Source organism: Micromonospora sp. DH13, assembly GCF_020873825.1.
Taxonomy (GTDB): domain Bacteria; phylum Actinomycetota; class Actinomycetes; order Mycobacteriales; family Micromonosporaceae; genus Micromonospora; species Micromonospora haikouensis.
Genome location: NZ_JAHWGR010000099.1, coordinates 1 through 533, shown reverse-complemented (window position 1 = coordinate 533; position 533 = coordinate 1). Strand labels below are relative to the sequence as shown.

The 533-nt window shown below is 71.1% G+C and carries 1 protein-coding gene; it reads left to right on the top strand.

Translation table 11 applies throughout. The annotated features are described in order from the left end of the window. Nucleotides 1-46: 46 nt before the first annotated feature. Nucleotides 47-533, top strand: a 487-nt coding sequence (locus LPA42_RS33415; protein ID WP_228987147.1) for an AMP-binding protein, incomplete at its 3' end; no start/stop codon positions are given.

Genomic DNA, 533 nt, shown 5'->3' with positions numbered 1-533 from the left:
CGTGATCTACACGTCGGGGTCGACGGGCATCCCGAAGGGTGTGGTGTTGACGCACGAGAAGCTGACCAACTTCCTGACCTGGATGGCCGACGAGTGCGCCATCGGCCCCGACAGCAGAATGCTGCACTCGGCCGCACCGGTCTTCGACGCCGCGTTCGGGGAGGTCTTCGCCACGCTCATCTCCGGTGGACGCGTCGTCGTCTGCTCCCGCGACGACCTGCTCGACGTACGCCGGCTCACCGGGCTCATCGAGCGGCACGGCGTCACCCACACCTTCGGGCCCGCGACGAACGTCGCCCCGCTCGACCCGACGGCCTGCCCCAGCCTGCGCTGCGTCGTCCTCGGCGGCGAGGCCGCACCGCCGCAACTCGTCCAGCGCTGGCTGGCGGCGGGCGCCCGGGTCCTGAACGCGTACGGGCCGGCGGAGGCGTCCGTGGCGTGCACCTGGTACGACGCCTCCACCGGCTGGGGCGGACCCTACGTACCCATCGGCTGGCCCATGCCCAACCGACAGATCCACATCGTCGACGCCA